At 66.0% G+C, this 15,065-nt stretch carries 14 protein-coding genes and 1 pseudogene; 13 read left to right on the top strand and 2 right to left on the bottom strand.

Annotated features, from left to right (window positions below):
• Nucleotides 1-21 precede the first annotated feature (21 nt).
• A complete protein-coding gene (locus AZKH_RS11300; protein WP_015435902.1) occupies nucleotides 22-873 on the bottom strand; it encodes a 3-hydroxybutyryl-CoA dehydrogenase in 852 nt (283 codons plus the stop codon).
• Nucleotides 874-1,182: 309 nt separating this feature from the next.
• Here AZKH_RS11300 and AZKH_RS11305 point away from each other — a divergent pair, with 309 nt between their 5' ends.
• The 13 genes and pseudogenes from AZKH_RS11305 to AZKH_RS27675 form a co-directional block, all read left to right on the top strand.
• Nucleotides 1,183-2,874 (top strand): DUF1302 domain-containing protein, encoded by a 1,692-nt coding sequence (locus AZKH_RS11305; protein ID WP_015435903.1) that lies wholly within the window; start codon nucleotides 1,183-1,185, stop codon nucleotides 2,872-2,874.
• Between the two features lie 49 nt (nucleotides 2,875-2,923).
• Nucleotides 2,924-4,303: a DUF1329 domain-containing protein gene (locus tag AZKH_RS11310; RefSeq protein WP_015435904.1), complete on the top strand. Its 1,380-nt coding sequence runs from the start codon at nucleotides 2,924-2,926 to the stop codon at nucleotides 4,301-4,303.
• 119 nt (nucleotides 4,304-4,422) lie between these two features.
• Complete coding sequence (locus AZKH_RS11315; RefSeq protein WP_197538720.1) at nucleotides 4,423-5,508, top strand: YCF48-related protein; 1,086 nt, start codon at nucleotides 4,423-4,425, stop codon at nucleotides 5,506-5,508.
• Between the two features lie 56 nt (nucleotides 5,509-5,564).
• Nucleotides 5,565-8,105, top strand: a complete 2,541-nt coding sequence (locus tag AZKH_RS11320; protein ID WP_015435906.1) for an RND family transporter — start codon at nucleotides 5,565-5,567, stop codon at nucleotides 8,103-8,105.
• Between the two features lie 102 nt (nucleotides 8,106-8,207).
• Nucleotides 8,208-9,008 (top strand): SDR family oxidoreductase, encoded by an 801-nt coding sequence (locus tag AZKH_RS11325; RefSeq protein ID WP_015435907.1) that lies wholly within the window; start codon nucleotides 8,208-8,210, stop codon nucleotides 9,006-9,008.
• Between the two features lie 19 nt (nucleotides 9,009-9,027).
• The gene (locus AZKH_RS11330) at nucleotides 9,028-9,567 is read left to right on the top strand and encodes a VOC family protein (RefSeq protein ID WP_015435908.1); all 540 of its coding nucleotides are present in this window, start codon (nucleotides 9,028-9,030) and stop codon (nucleotides 9,565-9,567) included.
• A gap of 15 nt (nucleotides 9,568-9,582) precedes the next feature.
• Complete coding sequence (locus tag AZKH_RS11335; protein ID WP_015435909.1) at nucleotides 9,583-10,386, top strand: ThuA domain-containing protein; 804 nt, start codon at nucleotides 9,583-9,585, stop codon at nucleotides 10,384-10,386.
• 30 nt (nucleotides 10,387-10,416) lie between these two features.
• On the top strand, nucleotides 10,417-11,175 hold the full coding sequence (locus tag AZKH_RS11340; RefSeq protein ID WP_015435910.1) for an SDR family NAD(P)-dependent oxidoreductase: 759 nt from the start codon (nucleotides 10,417-10,419) through the stop codon (nucleotides 11,173-11,175).
• A gap of 62 nt (nucleotides 11,176-11,237) precedes the next feature.
• Nucleotides 11,238-11,831 (top strand): carboxymuconolactone decarboxylase family protein, encoded by a 594-nt coding sequence (locus AZKH_RS11345; RefSeq protein WP_015435911.1) that lies wholly within the window; start codon nucleotides 11,238-11,240, stop codon nucleotides 11,829-11,831.
• 114 nt (nucleotides 11,832-11,945) lie between these two features.
• Nucleotides 11,946-12,566: a glutathione S-transferase family protein gene (locus AZKH_RS11350; RefSeq protein WP_015435912.1), complete on the top strand. Its 621-nt coding sequence runs from the start codon at nucleotides 11,946-11,948 to the stop codon at nucleotides 12,564-12,566.
• A gap of 76 nt (nucleotides 12,567-12,642) precedes the next feature.
• Nucleotides 12,643-12,840, top strand: coding sequence for a hypothetical protein (locus tag AZKH_RS11355; protein WP_015435913.1), 198 nt, complete (start codon nucleotides 12,643-12,645; stop codon nucleotides 12,838-12,840).
• A gap of 94 nt (nucleotides 12,841-12,934) precedes the next feature.
• Nucleotides 12,935-13,714 (top strand): SDR family NAD(P)-dependent oxidoreductase, encoded by a 780-nt coding sequence (locus AZKH_RS11360; protein ID WP_015435914.1) that lies wholly within the window; start codon nucleotides 12,935-12,937, stop codon nucleotides 13,712-13,714.
• Nucleotides 13,715-13,773: 59 nt separating this feature from the next.
• Nucleotides 13,774-14,104 (top strand): annotated as a pseudogene (locus AZKH_RS27675) (IS110 family transposase); the annotation flags it as partial.
• A gap of 234 nt (nucleotides 14,105-14,338) precedes the next feature.
• Here the strand turns inward: AZKH_RS27675 and AZKH_RS11370 are convergent.
• Complete coding sequence (locus AZKH_RS11370; RefSeq protein ID WP_015435916.1) at nucleotides 14,339-15,058, bottom strand: class I SAM-dependent methyltransferase; 720 nt, start codon at nucleotides 15,056-15,058, stop codon at nucleotides 14,339-14,341.
• Nucleotides 15,059-15,065 lie beyond the last annotated feature (7 nt).

Here is a 15,065-nt window from a genome sequence, read left to right on the forward strand (position 1 = left end):
GATGTCTGCTCCGCGTCGCCGTCAGCCGTATTGATAGAAGCCGCGGCCGCTCTTGCGGCCCAGCCAGCCCGCATCGACCATCTCGGCGAGCAGCGGAGCGGGGCGGTACTTGGAATCCTTGAAGCCCTGGTAGAACACTTCCATCACCGAGAGCAGGGTGTCGAGGCCAATCAGGTCGGCGAGCGCCAGCGGACCGATGGGATGGCTGCAGCCGAGCATCATGCCGCGGTCGATTTCCTCCGCACTCGCCAGGCCTTCCTGCAAGGCGAAGACGGCCTCGTTGATCATCGGGCAGAGGATGCGGTTGACGGCGAAGCCGGGGCTGTTCCTGGCGACGATCGCGGTCTTGCCGATGCGCGTGGCGAAGGCCTCGATCGTCGTCCGGGTGTCATCCGAGGTCTGCAGGCCGGGGATCAGCTCCACCAGGGTCATCAGCGGCACGGGGTTGAAGAAGTGCATGCCGATGAAGCGGTCGGGCCGGCCCGTCGCCGCGGCGAGCCGGGTGATCGAGATCGACGAGGTATTGGTGGCGATGATTGCAGCGGGGGCGAGGAGGCCGTCGACCTCGCCGAGGATGCGCAGCTTGATGGCTTCCTTCTCGGTCGCCGCCTCGATCACCAGGTCGGCGCCGGCGAGGTCGGAGTACCGCGTCGTCCCCTTGATGTGGGCGAGGGTCGCTTCCTTGTCCGCGGTGCCGAGCTTCTCCTTCTTCACCAAGCGCTCGAGGCTGCCCGCCACCGCGGACAGGCCACGTTCGATCGCCTCGGTGGAAACGTCCACCAGGGTCACTTGAAAGCCGGCAGCCGCGCACACCTGGGCGATACCGTTGCCCATCGTGCCGGCACCGACAACGCCTACCTTGCTGATAGTCATGCTGTACTCCTTGGGGTGAGAGGGACGGTGTGATCCCGTCTTTTCGATGAGGTGAAAGAATTTCTTGCATCCCTGGCGGAGAAGGTTATCATAACAAAAACAAAACGGTTGGTTTTTCACGAGTCAACCGTGGAGATGGCGATGCGGCGCATCGCGTGTGCGAAAGTGCTTGGCAAAGCGTCGGTTCAGGTGCAATCTAATAGAAAACGGACTGTCCGGTTTTTTATAAAAAGTCCGTCGGAACAGCGATTCCGGTAAAGCGGGGGCCGCAATGGCCTCCGCCCCCACAACAAGGAGGCAGTGAGAAACATGAGCGCTATTCGGTTGGTCCGTCCGCCGTCCAATGCCGTCGTCGGTGCTGCCGTTGCGGCATCCTTGAGCGGTTCCGCGATGGCTTTTCAGCTCGACCTCGACAACCCCGATCTGCAGGTCCGCTGGGACAACACGGTCCGCTACAACGTGGGTTGGCGAATGGAGGATCGCGACAGGACGCTGGGCGACACGTGGGCACTGCAAGCCGGCGAATATCGCTTCGACAAGGGCAAGGTCATCACCAACCGGGTCGATCTGCTGACCGAACTCGACGCCGTCTACAAGATGTACAACGGCTTCCGGGTGTCGGGCGCGGCCTGGTACGACGCCGCCTACGACGAGGACGTGCGGGGGAACCCCGCCTACCAGGCCGCCGGGTTGGGCACGGCCTACCCGGGCAACAAGTACACCAGCCCGGTGAAGCGCTACTACACGCAGTCGGGCGAGCTGCTCGACGCCTTCGCGTTTGGCCGCATCAATCTCGGCACGGTGCCGCTCGACGTGAAGTTCGGTCGCCACAACATCTATTGGGGCGAATCGCTGTTCTCCCCCATTCACGGCGTGTCCTATTCGCAGGGGCCGGTGGATTTCCGCAAGGCGGTGGCAACGCCGGGGTCCGAAGCGAAGGAGTTGTTCCTGCCGCTCAATCAGCTGTCCGCGCACGCGCAGCTCACCGACACGGTGTCGGTGGCAGCCCAGTATTACCTGCAGTGGGAGCCCTACCGCATCTATGAGGGAGGCACCTATTTCACCTTTGCCGACCCGGTGTTCCAGCGTGGGACCTTCTTTTTCCCCGGCAACGTGCTGCCGTATAAGGGCGATGTGAGTTCCGGGCCTCACGCGAAGCCCGACGACAAGGGCAGCTGGGGGGTCAATCTCAAGGCATCTCCCGAGTTCGGTACGGTCGGCCTCTACTACCGCCGGTTCGACGACAAGGTCCCCGCGGTGCTCGGCACCTACAACGGGAGCAACCTCGTCGAGCTGCACAATGCCTACGCCGAGGACGTCAAACTGTGGGGCCTCAGCCTGTCGAAACAGATCGGCGGGGTGGCCGTGGGATCGGAGCTGGTGCATCGCAGCAACACGGCGCTGACCACCGTATTCGGCGCACCGGGCCTTGCGCGCGGCGATACCTGGCATGCGCTGGTGAACGCCATCGCCTACATGGGCAAGACGCCCTTGTTCGAATCGGCGACGCTGCTGGCCGAGCTCACTTACAGCCGGCTCGACAAGGTCTACCGCAGCACGCAGGGCAACTTCAACCACGTCGACCACGTGTGTTCGCGCGACCCGTTCGGCACCCCCGGCGGCGGCAAGTCGGACGGCTGCGCCACCGACGACGCCTGGGGGATCTCGATGACGTTCACGCCACTCTGGTACCAGGTTGTTCCCGGCGTCGATCTCACCATGCCCATCCACTACGATCGGGGCCTGAAGGGCAACTCACCGGTGCCCTTCGGCGGCAACGAGGGCAGCGGAACGTGGAGTATCGGGTTCGGCGCCGATTACCTGGGCAAGTACAAGTTCAATATCGCCTACACGGACTATTTCGGCGACTACAAGAAGGGCGCCAACCTCTTTGGCGGCGTACCGGGCATCGGAGCGACGCAGATGTATACGTCGAACGGCGGCAACGCGCTCATTCACGATCGCGGCTGGCTGTCCTTCACGTTCAAGACCACATTCTAAGAAGAAGCCGGGAAGCAAATATTCCCAGCCCCCAACAGGAGACATCAAGATGAATCGCCGCATTCAACCCCTCGCCACGGCCATCGCGATAGCCTGCGCCGGTTCGGCCTTTGCCGCCGCCACGCCGGAAGAGCTTTCCCAGCTCGGCACCACGTTGACCCCCTGGGGCGCGACGAAGGCCGGCAACAAGGACGGGACGATCCCGGAATACACGCCTGGCGGGATCAAGCCGCCCGCCAGCTACGACCCGAAAAAGCCCCACGTCAGGCCCGACCCGTTTGCCAACGAAAAGCCCTTGTTCTCGATCACCGCGGCGAACGTGGCGCAATACGCCGACAAGCTGTCCGCCGGCGTCCAGACGATGTTCAAGAAGTATCCGGGCTACCGCATGGACGTGTATCCCACGCACCGCACGGCAAACTATCCCCAGTACATCCTCGACAACGCGAAGAAGAATGCGGCCGGAGAATGCAAGACGACCGACGACGGCCTCCGCCTGCAAGGCTGCTACGCGGGCTGGCCCTTCCCCTTCCCCAAGACTGGTGCCGAGGTGATGTGGAATCGCCTGCTCAAGTTCGACGGGCACGCGATGATGACCAACGGCATGACCGGCACCCTGGTCGACACGGCGGGCAATCGCACGGTCACCGGCGTCGGCACGATGTGGATCCTGTATCCCATCATGGATCCGGCCAGGACCACCCCCATCGAGAGCAAGGAACTGTTCGAGACGCTGCGCATCGACTACAGCGACCCGGCGCGCAAGGCGGGCGAAAAACTGATCGTGCGCGACTCCATCGACCTGATCGACCCGGGTCGCCGCGCGTGGTCCTACCTGCCGGGGCAGCGGCGCGTCAAGCTCGCGCCCGACATCGCCTTCGACACCCCCAGTCCGACCGGCGGCGGGGCCAGCGTCGTCGATGAATCGGCGGTGTTCTACGGCTCCCTCGAGCGCTACGACTTCAAACTGGTCGGCAAGAAAGAGACATACATCCCCTACAACGCCTTCAAGATCAACGACCCCGGCGTGTGTCCCAGCGAGGTCGCGATGAAAACCAAGAACTTCATCAATCCGGACTGCGTGCGCTGGGAACTGCACCGCACCTGGGTCGTCGAGGCCACGCTCAAGCCGGGCATGCGCCATGTCTACCCCAAGCGCACGATCTACTGGGATGAGGACCTCCCGGGGGTCGGCATCTCGGACAACTACGACTCCAGCGGCGCGATCTACCGCGTCAGCCACTCGCTGCCGATCGTGATGTACGAGACGCAAGGGCACCAGACCGACCAGTGGGTGACCTACGACCTGCAAACCGGGAACTACACGCGGCAGGAGGACACCACCGACAGCGGCGGCTGGGTGATGACGTCGCCCAAGCCCTTGTCCTTCTACAGCTCCGAGGCGCTCGCAGGGTCGGGCGTTCGCTAAAGCGGCCGTGCCCCCTCGGGGGGCGGCCACGCAGCGACCGGAGCCCATACAAGGTGTTCCGGTGGTCGGTATTCGCGATGGGCCGCAGGGTGGCCGTCGCTGATGGAGGTCTGGGCAACATGATCCAGGAAACGAGGTTCTCGCAGCGCCGACCCCGGTCGGGGCTGCGCATGCTGGTGACAGGGCTGGCGCTCGCGATTTCCGTGGCAGCCCACGGGTTTGAGAATCCGCAGGACGTGACGGCCGTGCAGAGCGCACAGGTGGCGCGCAGTCCGCTGATCGCGGTGACCACGGCAGGGCAGCGGCTCGTCGCGGTAGGGCTGCGCGGCATGATCGTGACGTCCGACGATGGCGGCGCGACGTGGACGCAGGCCGCGGTACCGGTCGGCAGCGATCTGGTCGGCGTCTCCTTCCCCACGCCCAACCAAGGCTGGGCGGTCGGCCACGGCGGGGTCGTGCTGCATAGCGAGGACGGGGGCCTGCACTGGACCCGACAACTCGAGGGAAGGCAGGCGGCCGATCTCGCGGTGAAATATTTCAAGGCACAGCGCGCCGCGAATCCCGAAGCCGACGGACTCCTCGGTCGCGAACAAAGCCTGATCGATGCCGGCGGCACCCAGCCTTTTCTCGATGTGCTCTTCGACAGCGAGACGAGCGGCTTCGTGGTCGGTGCCTTCAACCGGATCTACCGTACCGGCGACGGGGGCAAGACCTGGGTGCCCTGGATGGATCGGGTCGACAATCCGCGGGAATTCCATCTCTATTCGATCACCAATGTCGCGGGACAGCTCTACCTGACCGGCGAGCAGGGCATGGTGTGGAAGCTCGACCGCGCCCGCGAGCGCTTCGTCGGCATCCAGACGCCTTACAACGGCACCCTGTTCGGCATGGTGGGTGCCGGCGCGGACGATCTCCTGGTATTCGGCATGCGAGGCAGCCTGTTCCGCGGTTCGGCCGGCGGCACGCGCTGGGAACGGATCGACACCGGCAGCCCCGCGAGCATCGTCGGCGGAGCACTGTTGCCGGGCGGCCGGATCGTGCTCGCGAACCAGGCCGGCGGGGTCAGCGTTTCGGGCGATCGGGGCAAGGTCTTTTCCCCCGTCAAGGCGTCGGTCCCGATGCCGTACTTCGGCATCACGGCACTCGGCGGCGACCGCGTCGGTCTGGTGGGCAGCGAAGGCGTGCGGGTCGAGTCCATACGCTGAGTCGCGCCCACGCATCGGCTCGGAAAATTACGTCAATCCCTGAGCGGACCAAAATAATGGAAATCGGCAAGCAACAAATCATGGCGGTGATCGCCGACCCGAAGGATTTCGACAACCGGTCGGGAACCCTCCTCGAGCGACTGATCTTCAACCACCGCCTGCTTCTGGTCGCGTGCTGCGCGCTGCTGACGGCGTTCTTCGCGTTCCAGCTGAAGGACCTGGCAGTGGGCGCGAGCTTCGACAAGATGCTCCCGCACGGTCACCCCTACATCCAGAACTACCTCGACAACCGCAGCCAGCTGCGCGGCCTGGGCGATTCGGTGCGGGTCGCGGTGGAGAACACGAAGGGCGACATCTTCGACGCGGACTACCTCGCCACCCTGGCCCGGATCAACGACGAAATCTTCCTCTTGCCGGGCGTCGATCGGGCCTGGATGAAATCCTTGTTCACGCCCGTGGTGCGCTGGACCGAGGTCACCGAGGAGGGGTTCTCCGGCGGTCCGGTGATGCCCAACAACTACAATGGGAGCGCCAAGTCGATCGAGGACCTGCGCGTCAATATCGGCCGTGCGGGCGTGGTCGGCAGCCTGGTGTCCAACGACTACCGCTCGAGCATGATCGTCATCCCGCTGCTGGCGAAAGACGCCGAGGGGCGGCCGATCGACTATCGCGCCTTCTCCGAGGGGCTGGAGCAGATCCGCGCCAAGTACGCCGGTCCCGACGGCACGGTGAGGATGTACGCGATCGGCTTCGCCAAGCTGATCGGCGACCTGATCGACGGGCTCGACCTGGTGATGGGCTTCTTCGTCGTCGCCGCGGTGGTGGCGACCCTCATCATCTTCCTGTTCACCCGCTGCGTGCGCAGCACTGGGCTGGTGCTCGCCTGCTCGCTGGTGGCGGTGGTGTGGCAGCTGGGCACGGTCGTCACGCTGGGTCACGGCCTCGACCCGTTCTCGATCCTGGTGCCCTTCCTGGTGTTCGCCATTGGCGTCTCGCATGGCGCGCAGAAGATGAACGGCATCATGCAGGACGTGGGCCGCGGCACGCACAAGTCGGTGGCGGCGCGTTACACCTTCCGCCGTCTCTTCCTCGCCGGGCTGACCGCGCTGCTCGCCGACGTGGTCGGCTTCGCGGTGCTGATGGTGATCGACATCCCGGTGATCCGCGAGCTGGCGCTGACCGCCAGCCTCGGGGTGGCGGTGCTGATCTTTACCAACCTTATCCTGCTGCCGGTGCTGTTGTCCTACGTGGGCGTCAGCGCCACGGCGGCCCGACGCAGCCTGAACGAGGAGAACGAGGAATCCGGTGGCCGTGGGCTGGGCGCGCTGTGGGCGATGCTCGACCGCTTCACCGAACGCGGCTGGGCAGCCGGCGCCGTGGTGGTCGCGGTGGCGCTCGCCATCGTCGGCTACGGCTACAGCCTGAAGCTGCAGGTGGGCGACCTCGACGCCGGCGCGCCGGAACTGCGCGCCGACTCGCGCTACAACCGGGACAACGCGTTCATCACTACCAACTTCGGCATCTCCAGCGACGTCTTCGCAGTGATGGTGAAGACGCCGCCGGACCGGTGTCGCTCCTTCGAGACGCTCACCGAAACCGACCGACTGAGCTGGACGCTGGCCCAGCAGCCGGGCGTGCAGCGCACGGTCTCGCTCGCCGACACGGTGCGCACTTACACCGCCGGCGGTTTCGAGGGCAATCCGAAATGGCTCACGATCAGCGACAACCAGAGTCTCATCGATGCCCAGATCAACAACGCCTTGAGCTGGAACTCGGAGTTCCTCGACGCGCCTTGCTCCCTGATCCCGGTGCTGGCCTACCTGTCCGACCACAAGGCCGCGACGCTGGAGGGCGTGGTACGGGCGGCGAGCCGCTTCGCCGCCGAGCACGACACGGACGATCGCAAGTTCCTGCTCGCGGCCGGTAACGCCGGGGTGGACGCGGCGACCAACATCGTCGTGCGCGAGGCCAACCGCAACATGCTGTTGTACGTGTATGGCGCGGTGATCCTGCTGTGTGCGATCGCCTTCCGCTCGTGGCGGGCGGTGGTGGTCGCAGTATTGCCGCTCGTGCTCACCTCGATCCTCGCCGAGGCGCTGATGGTGTGGCTGGGCATCGGCGTCAAAGTGGCCACCCTGCCGGTGGTGGCGCTGGGCGTCGGCATCGGCGTGGATTACGCGCTCTACCTGTTGAGCGTGCAGCTTGCCCATCAGCGCCAGGGCATGAGCCTGGCCCAGTCCTACCGGCGCGCAGTGGCCTTCACCGGCAAGGTGGTCGGCCTCATCGGCGTGACGCTCGCCGCCGGCGTGGTGACCTGGGCTTGGTCGCCGATCAAGTTCCAGGCCGACATGGGGATCCTGCTCACCTTCATGTTCCTGTGGAACATGCTCGGCGCGCTGATCCTGATCCCGGCTCTGTCGCATTTCCTGCTGCGCGGCGAGACCCGGCCGGAGGTGGCGCCGATGGCCGGCAACGTGCCGCAGCAGGCCCCGCAGGCGGAGGCCGCCCTCGCAGCGCCGCTCGCGGACGAAGCCGTTGCCCGGCAAGAGGCGCGCCCGGAGCAGGGCGGCGGGCGGCTGGCCGAAGGATACCCGTGATCGATCGGATTCCGGATGAATCCCGCCCCATGAACGGTGCGGAGATCGTATTGGACAACGGCGCGTCGCTATTCGCGGCCGCCGGCTGAAGAGGAGACAGGCATGGGCAGACTGGAAGGCAAGGTGGCCGTCGTGATCGGCGCCGCCGGCCGCGACAACATGGGCCAGGCGATCGCGCGGCGCTTCGCCGCGGAAGGGGCGCGGGTCGTGGTCGCCGGGCGGCACGAGGCGGAGCTGGATCGCTTCGCCGCCAGCATTGGCGGCGCGGCCAGATGCTGCGACATCACCCGCAAGGACGAGCTCACGGCGCTCGCGTCCTTCGCCCGCGATTGGGGCGGCCGCGTCGACATCTGCCTCAACGCCACCGGCTGGGGCCTTCTGAAGCCCTTCCTGGACACGACCGAGGAGGAGCTCGAGCGCATCTGCGCGCTGCAGTTCAAGGGCCCCTTCATGTTCTTCCAGGCCATGATCGAGGTCATGGGGCAGGGCGGCTCGCTGATCCAGATCAGCTCGGCCACCGCCACCATCATGCTCAACGACCATGCCGCGTACATGGGCACCAAGGCCGGCACCGACCACGTCATCCGCTGCGTCGCCAACGACTTCGGCGAACGCGGCATCCGCGCCAACTCGATCTCGCCGGGCCTCACCGACACGCCGATGACGGCCGGCGCCAAGGCCACCCCCGGTGTCTTCGAGAGCTTCCTGCCGTGCTACCCGCTGGGCCGCATCGGCACCCCGGACGACATCGCCGCCGCCGCCGTGTGGCTCGCCAGCGACGAGTGCTTCATGAGCGGGCAGAACCTGCAGGTGAACGGCGGCCTGACCCTGCGCCGTAATCCCTGGAACCACGAGATCGCCGCCGCCATCACCGCCGCGACCGCGCAGACCGCCGGCGCATGAGCCGCAACAGGAGACAGACATGACCGACAAGGCGCTCATCGCCCGCCTGGGCCCCGTGATGCAGATGGCCTACGTGCCGCCGAACCTCGACGCCGCGCTGCGCTACTGGACCGACACCATGGGGGTCGGCCCCTTCTACCGCCTGGAGCACATCGCGCTGGACAAGGCGAAGTACCGTGGCGAAGAAGTGCAGGTGGATTTCTCCGTGTGCATCGCCTACTGGGGCGACATCCAGATCGAGCTCATCGAGCAGCACGACGACGCGCCCTCCATCTACAAGCGCTGGCGCGACGAGGGCCGCGAAGGGCTGCACCACGTCTGCATCGTCGTCGACGACATCGCCCGCGCGCGCGAGGTGTGCCGCCAGGCTGGCGCCTCGGTGGAGCAGGAAGTCTGGGTCGCCGGCGGCGGGGAGGCGATCTACGTGGATGCCGGCGGCGGACCGGGGAGCCTGATCGAGATCATCCAGTTGCCGCAAGCCTCGCTCGACTTCTTCGCCTTCATGCGCGAGGAGGCGAAGCACTGGGACGGGCGCGATCCGGTCCGTAAGCTCGGCTGAGGCGGGAAGCATTTCATGACCGACCTCTCCCAGACCGCCGCCGTGCCGCGCGGCCGCATCGATTGCGTGCTGGTCGCCTCCGGCAAGTACCACGACATCGACTTCGCGCGGCTGGAGCTGCTGAAGCTCCTCGGCGAGGACGAGCGCGTGCGGGTGCGCGTGTTCGAGGACTACGCCAACCTCGACGCGATCCGCAATGCCGACTTCCTCGTCACCTACACCTGCGACGTCATGCCCAGCCTCGAGCAGCAGGAGGCTCTGCGCGCGTGGGTGGCGGCCGGCGGGCGCTGGTACGCCCTGCACGGCACCAACTCGATCCTGCGTTTCCTCGACAACGGGCTGGTCGATTCGCCCGCTTGGGCACCGCATTGGATGGAAACGCTGGGCTCGCAGTTCATCGCCCACCCGCCGATCGCGCCCTACCGTGTCGACGTCGCCGACCCCGACCACGAGCTCACGCGCGGCATCGCGCCCTTCGAGACCAGCGACGAGCTCTATCTGTCGGACGTTCATGCCGATCTGCACGTGCTGCTCGACACCGAGTTCGAGGGCGAGGCCAGCGGCTTCGTGCGCGCCAAATGGCGCCGCGCGCGCCACCCGGTGATGTACCTGCGGCCGCTGGGGCAGGGCGCGGTGCTCTACCTCACGCTGGGCCATTGCCGCGGCCACTACGACCTGCAGCCCCTGATGGAGTACTGGCCCAGCGTGGAGCGCTGCGCCTGGGACCTGCCGGTGTTCTACGACTTGCTGCGGCGCGGACTCGCCTGGGCCAAGGCGTCCGCCGTCGAAACCACCACCCAAACCATTAAAGCGCCCTGAGGCGCTGCGACCCCCAACAGGAGAAAGACCATGGATCTCGGACTCAAAGGCAAGAAAGTCATCATCAACGGCGGCAGCCGCGGGCTGGGCCTTGCCGCGCTGGAAATCTTCGCCGCGGAGGGCTGCGACATCGCCTTCTTCTCGCGCGACGCGAAGCGCGTCGATGCAACCATCAACAAGCTCAAGGCCGGCGGCGGCCAGGTCGTCGGCGACGCCTTCGACATGAACGACCTCGACGCCTACCAGGCGTGGCTGAAGGGCGCGGCCGAGAAACTGGGCGGCTGCGACATCTTCATCCACAACGCCAGCTCGTCGGGCGCCCAGGGCACCATGGACTGGGAGCTCACCTTCCGCCTCGACATGATGGGGGCGGTAAAGGGGTGCGAGACGCTGGAGCCGGCGCTTGAAGCCGCCGGCGGCGGATCGGTGATCCTGATGTCGAGCACCGCTGCGGTGGAAACCTTCATCTACCCGCAGGCTTTCAACGCCATCAAGGCGGCGATCCTCACCTACGGCAAGCAGCTCTCGCAGCTGTGGGCGCCGAAGAACATCCGCGTGAACATGGTCTCGCCGGGCCCCATCTCCTATCCCGGCGGCAACTGGGAAACGATCAAGGGCGCGATGCCCGAGCTCTACGAGAAGACCCTCTCGGAGATGCCCCTGGGCCGCTTCGGCGCGCCGGAGGATGTGGCCCGCGCGGTCGTCTTCCTCTCCAGCCCGGCCGCCTCCTACATCACCGGGACCAACGTGGTCATCGACGGCGGCTACACCAAGCGCGTGCAGTTCTAGACGCCGGTCCGGCGGACGACCACCCCGGCCTCGCGCCGGAATCACCAACGAAGGAAATGGATATGACAAGACTGTCGAAATTGCCCGCGGAACAATGGGATGCCGATCTGCGGGACTTGACCCGAGCGGAGGAGGCGACGCCCCTCGAGCAGGGGCTCCTTCGCATCATGGCTCACGCGCCGGAATTGGCGAAGGCGCTGGTCGCCTTCGGCGGCACGCTGTGGCGCAGCCACACCTTGCCGCGCCGCTTGCTGGAACTGGTTCGACTGCGCATCGCCTTTCATAACCAGTGCCGCAGTTGCATGGCCATTCGCTACCAGTCGGCGGTCGACGATGGCCTGACGGAAGGCATGGTCTGTTCGCTCGAGAAGCCCCACGAGGCGCCCGATCTCAGCGCCGCCGAAAAGGTGGCGATCGCTTATGCCGACCTGTCCGCGAACGATCATTTCTCCATCGGCGACGAGACGTTTGCGGAGCTTCGCCAGCACTACACGGAAGCCGAAATCGTCGAGCTGGGCATGTTCATCGCGTATTTCATCGGCTACGGCCGCCTCGGCGCAGCATGGGACATGACCGAGGAATTGCCCCAAGGCTTCCAGGACAAGTCGGCGAACGCCGCACCCTGGGGGCAAGAGTCGGTACGGGTTCGCGGCTGAGGCGCGTCCGTCGGGCGCGGCCGGATAAGCCGAAGGGGATATCCGCGATCAGGCCGCGGACGCGCGATCCTCGGAGCCTCATACAACCCATACGCCATGCATTGGAGAAGCTGCGTGAAGCTCTATAGTTCGATCGGTCCCAATCCCCGGATGGTCCGGATGTTCATCGCCGAAAAGGGCCTTGACCTGCCGATGACCCGGGTGGACATCATCGCCGGTGAAAACCGGCGCGAACCCTTCCTCTCGATCAACCCGGCCGGCGAGATCCCGGTGCTGGAGTTCGACGACGGCACGGCGCTCGCCGAGACCACGGCCATCTGCGAGTACCTCGAAGAACGCCACCCCGAGCCGCCCCTGATCGGCGCTACACCGGAAGCCCGGGCGCGCACGCGCATGTGGTGGCGCCGGGTGGATCTCAAGGTGGTGCAGCCGATGACGCAGGGCTTTCGGGGCGCCGAAGGCCTGCAGTTGTTCGAGAGCCGGACCCATTGCCTGCCGGTGGCGGCCGACGATCTCAAGGCCACCGCCCGCGAGGGCCTCTCGTGGCTCGAAGGGCAACTGGGCGAGCGGCCCTTCATCGCCGGCGAGACCCTGAGCGTGGCCGACATCCTGCTGTTCAGCTTCATCGAGTTTGGCGCGTTGGTGGGGCAGGGGCTAGCGCCCGGCCATCAACGTTTGGCCCGCTGGCACGACCGTATGGCCTCGCGCCCCAGCGCCGCGATCACCGCGTTCTAGCAAGCCGGGCACCCTGAAATGAAGCGGCTTGCCGCAATGAGCCGTACGGCCTTGCTTCTGGCATCGATGGCGCTCTATGGACCGGCCTTCGCGGGAAGCCTTCCTCGCCGTCGTGCGCGACGGCCGCCTCGTAGCGCGCGGCATGCCGAGCTTCGAGGAACTCGGGGAAAGCGAGCTCGCCGACATCCGCCAGTACCTCCGCAGCGAGGCGCGGAAGCTGCGCGCGGCGCAGGCCGGGGCAGGCGAAGTTCGGCGCGCGTCGGCGCCTCCCTGAACCGGTAGCCGAGCCGCACCCGCGGAGACTGACAACGGCCCGCCGCCGTCGTGGCGGAGGGCGGCATGTGCGAAAAGAGACGGAGGTGAGGGACATGGGACAACTGCAGGGCAAGGTCTGCATCGTGACCGGGGCGGCACGGGGAATCGGCGCGGCGGTCGCCGAGTCGTTTCTCCGCGAAGGCGGTCGGGTGTTGATGACCGACATCGATACTGCGGCACTCGACGCGGCCGCGACGCGGATCAGGAGTCAGCCCGGGAGCGGCGGGGCACTCGTCACCGCGGTCCAGGACGTGGCCGACGAGGCGTGCTGGCAGGACATCGTGAGCCAAGCCGTGCGCGAATGGGGCCGAGTGGACGTGCTGGTGAATAACGCCGGCTACGGCATGCTGAAGCCGGTGACCGAGATCACCCTCGACGAGTGGCGACGCATGATGGCGGTCAATTGCGAATCGGTCTTTCTCGGCATCAAGCACGCGGCGGCGGCGATGAAGGCAGCGGGCGGCGGGTCGATCATCAACGTCTCGTCCATCCTCGGCATCGCCGGCATGGCCGGCACCACCGCCTACTCGGCCACCAAGGGCGCGGTGCGCCTGCTGAGCAAGGCCGCCGCGGTGGAATTCGGCGAATCGGCAAGCGGGATCCGGGTGAATTCCATCCATCCGGGCTTCACCGATACGCCCGCCATCGACAACAGCCTGCGCGCGCGCGAGGACGGGGAGGCCATGGTCGAGGCGGTGGCCAGGCTCCATCCCATCGGTCGCCTGGCCCGCGCCGAGGAGATCGCCGCCGCGGTGCTGTTCCTCGCCTCCAACGCATCGAGCTTCATGACCGGGGCGGAACTAGTCGTCGATGGCGGGTATACCGCACGTTGAGAGGATCGGGCGCAGCCGAGTGCGGCGACGCGACGCCGTGTCGCGCTGGCGGCCAGTGCGAGCAGCAAGCAGTACTGGCGCTGCATCGGGCCCGGCAAGGGTTTCGTCAAGGCGCGCACGGCCCAAGCCAATCAAATCCGCGGGCTCCTGTTCGAATACGGCATCGTCATTGCGCAGGGGGTCAAGCAAATTCCCAAGCGTCTGCCGGAGATACTGGAGAACATGGAGGGCGATCTGCCAAGAGTGTTCTGTCAGCTGCTCGCGCGCCTTGGCGACCACTTGAAGGAACTCGACCGCCAAGTCTGCGAGCTGGAAGGCCAAATCCAATGTTGGCATCGTGTGAATGCTGCCAGCCGGCAACGGGCCCAGACTCCAGGCATCGGACCGTTGCCCAGCAGGTCCGACGCGGGCGGTAGATCCAGACCGCTCTTTTTCATGGCTTCAGTGGCGACGGGCGATGATAGAAAAGCCAGGAAGCTCTTCGCAGCTTCCATATGGGCCCGGGAGCGTGGCACTGGCCGCCGACGGGGAGGTGTCGATCAGCAATTGCGCGAGTGCGGGAACACTGGCTGAAGTCGTGTTGAGGCGCCCCGACGCGCGTCGACGAGATGGGGCGACATACGGCTAACCGTTAGCGATATCGCATTCCGGTCTCCTGAGGACGTAGAAGACATAGCCGTAGTTGTCCTCGGCAGAATCGAATATCCGGATTCCCTCCAGCGTCTGTGCGGCGAATGCCCGCACCGCCTTGTCCGGATGCTGCAGCAGGGATTGCGCGAGCGGCTCGAGCTTGTCGTAGTAGCCGTCGACCCAGGCCGCCGTCGATAGCACGTGCGTCGCGATCACGTCGTAGCCGGTGTTGCACGCGATCGAAAGGTTCTCGTCCACGGTGCGCATGTCGGGATAGCCGCTCCGGAAGTAGGCGCGCACGTGGTCGGGCACCTCGTCGCGCAGCCATGAGAGCTCGCTGACGACCGCATATCCGCCGGGACGGATCGCGCGGAGCCAGGTGGCCAGCGCATTGGGGAAGCCGATGTGATAGGCGGCGCACTCGGACCACAACAGATCGACTGCGGGAAAGATGGCCGGGATGTCGGCCATGTCCATGCAATGCGTCTGCACCAGATGCTCGATGCCGAGTTGTGCCGAATAGCGGCTCAGGCTGTCGAGGTGCTTTGCGGCGGTGTCGATGGCGTGCACCTTCGTCTGCAGACGGCCGGCGAGCGCGAGCGTCTGGCGGCCGATGCCGCTGCCGGCATCGACGATGACGGGAAAGTTGTCGCGCGGGATCATTGCCAGCACTTGCAGCGTGTCGACGTTGCTTCCAGGACCAAGTTTTTCCATTTTGGGA

This window comes from Azoarcus sp. KH32C (assembly GCF_000349945.1).
In the GTDB taxonomy this organism is placed as follows: domain Bacteria; phylum Pseudomonadota; class Gammaproteobacteria; order Burkholderiales; family Rhodocyclaceae; genus Aromatoleum.